1 protein-coding gene is annotated in these 2221 nt (G+C 58.8%); it reads right to left on the bottom strand.

Features of this window, described 5'->3' with window-relative positions; translation table 11 throughout:
- Nucleotides 1–188: 188 nt before the first annotated feature.
- Nucleotides 189–1685 (bottom strand): acetyl-CoA hydrolase/transferase family protein, encoded by a 1497-nt coding sequence (locus WCA53_RS29865; protein WP_423919814.1) that lies wholly within the window; start codon nucleotides 1683–1685, stop codon nucleotides 189–191.
- Nucleotides 1686–2221 lie beyond the last annotated feature (536 nt).

Raw genomic sequence — 2221 nt, 5'->3', positions numbered from 1 at the left:
GTTCATCTTCACGCTCGGCCACACGAAGCAGCCACTAGCCATCAATGAGCAGATTTTCTTATTGATGGCTAGTGGCTGCTTTAGCGGATAAAGAAGGCGCGCGACGGGCGACACTGAGGGCGAGCGCGTGATGGAGCGGGCGGCGTGGTTTGACCACTCCTGCGTTGAGCGAAACGTTTTTTGAATCGTCAGTTCAGCATCGATCCGCTAGCCTGGTAGCGCGTGTGGAACGAGAATGCCTTTTGCAGGTCATGTGGGGTGTTACCACCGTGTTTCAAAGCATCGCGATAATACTCTCGAAGCAAATCACGATACATTGGATGCGCGCATTTCTCGACGATGAGCATTGCCCGTTCACGCGGTGCGAGCCCGCTCAGGTTGGCAAGGCCCTGCTCGGTTACGACAATATCCACATCGTGCTCGTTGTGGTCGTTGTGGGGAACCATGGGCACGATGCTGGAAATCAGGCCATTTTTCGCAATCGACTTGGTCGCGAACACCGCATACGCCGCATTGCGCGCGAAATCGCCGGAGCCCCCTATGCCGTTCATCATGTGCGTGCCGCCGACATGGGTTGAATTGACATTGCCGTATATATCGATTTCGAGCGCTGTGTTTATTGCGATCAACCCGAGCCGGCGGATCACTTCCGGATGATTGCTCACTTCCTGAGGCCGTAGTACGAGCTTGTCGCGATAGCGATCGAGGTGACCGAACACCCGCTCGTTCCAAGCCGGTGACAGCGTGATCGAGGCCGCCGAGGCAAACGTAACCTTGCCCGCCTCGATCAACTCGAAGGTCGAATCCTGCAGGACCTCGGAGTAGATCGTCAGTGCCTCGAAGGGAGATGCCCCGAAGCCCGACAGCACCGCGTTCGCAATCGTGCCAATGCCGGCCTGCAAAGGCGGCAAGCGCACCGGCAAGCGGCCCCGCGAGACTTCATGCTGGAAAAACTCGATCAGGTGACCCGCGATGAGGCCAGTTTCCGGATCCCCGGGCAGCACGCTCGATGTACTGTCGGGCATGTCGGTGATGACGATGGCAGCAATCTTCTCGGGCGGAATTTGAATGGCGGAGGTGCCGACACGATCGGACGGGTACATGATCGGCAGCGGTTCGCGCGCTGGCCGCCGCCCCGGGATCCAGATGTCGTGCATGCCTTCGAGCGCCAGCGGCTGGGCAAGATTGATCTCGACGATCACCTTCTTGGCGAGCACGGCGAAGCTTGCTGAATTGCCCACCGAAGTCGATGGTACGATGCCGCCCGTCTCAGTGATCGCCACCGCCTCGATGATCGCGACATCGAGCGGGCCGATCTTGTTCGCGCGCAGCAGTTCGACCGTTTCCGACAAGTGCTGATCGATAAACATGACTTCGCCCGCGTTGATCGCGCGGCGCAATGTGGTGTCGACCTGGAACGGCATGCGACGTGCAAGCACGCCGGCTTCGGTCAGCATACGGTCGGTATCATGGCCGAGAGACGCGCCCGTCACGAGCGTGATGCGAAGCGGCGCGGACTCGGTCCTTGCGCGCTCAGCGAGTGCCGCCGGCACCGCCTTCGCGTCCCCTGCTCGCGTGAATCCGCTTGTGCCAACCCACATTCCGTCGTGAATCAACTTCGCGGCGTCGTTGCTGGACATCACTTTCGCGCGCAACGATGCACTGCGAATCCGGTCTTCATGCATGGCGGTCTCTTCCTTGTCTACGGCTTGATCGGGTATCCATTGCGCTAGCTCTTTTAGTGCTATGCGGCGTTCCGAATCCTACTCGTCAGGCACAACAGGTAAATCTGCTTCCTCCGAAATACAGGGTGCAGTAGCTCGCGGGACCGACACAGGTCTCTTGATCCGACGACGATTTCGCTTTGGCCAGCGCGGCTGCCTGTTGTCCCTGTGCGTTGCTGTTCGATGATGTTGAGGTCTGCGCGAAGGCAGTGGGCGCGAAGGACAGCGAAGAAACCAGAACGATGATGCTTAGTGATTTCACGGTTATTCCCTGAGTGGTTTTTTGGGGGGTCGACGGAGTGCTGTTCAGGCGTGAGGACACTCTATAACTGACCTCTCACGCGATTAACCCCTGTGGCTGGAATGCACATTTCCCGGATCGAGTGGGATCGGCTCCCGGATGCGCTGCGCCCTGCTCATCGCGTCGGCACGTCTACGGCAAAGTCGATAGAATTAACGCGTCTGCGTCACGACGAACGCGGTCATTTGGATTAGGG

Origin of the sequence: Caballeronia sp., from assembly GCF_049581465.1 — a bacterium.
GTDB lineage: Bacteria > Pseudomonadota > Gammaproteobacteria > Burkholderiales > Burkholderiaceae > Caballeronia.
Note: the sequence above shows the minus strand (reverse complement) of the source record. Positions and strands in the feature narration are given on the sequence as shown.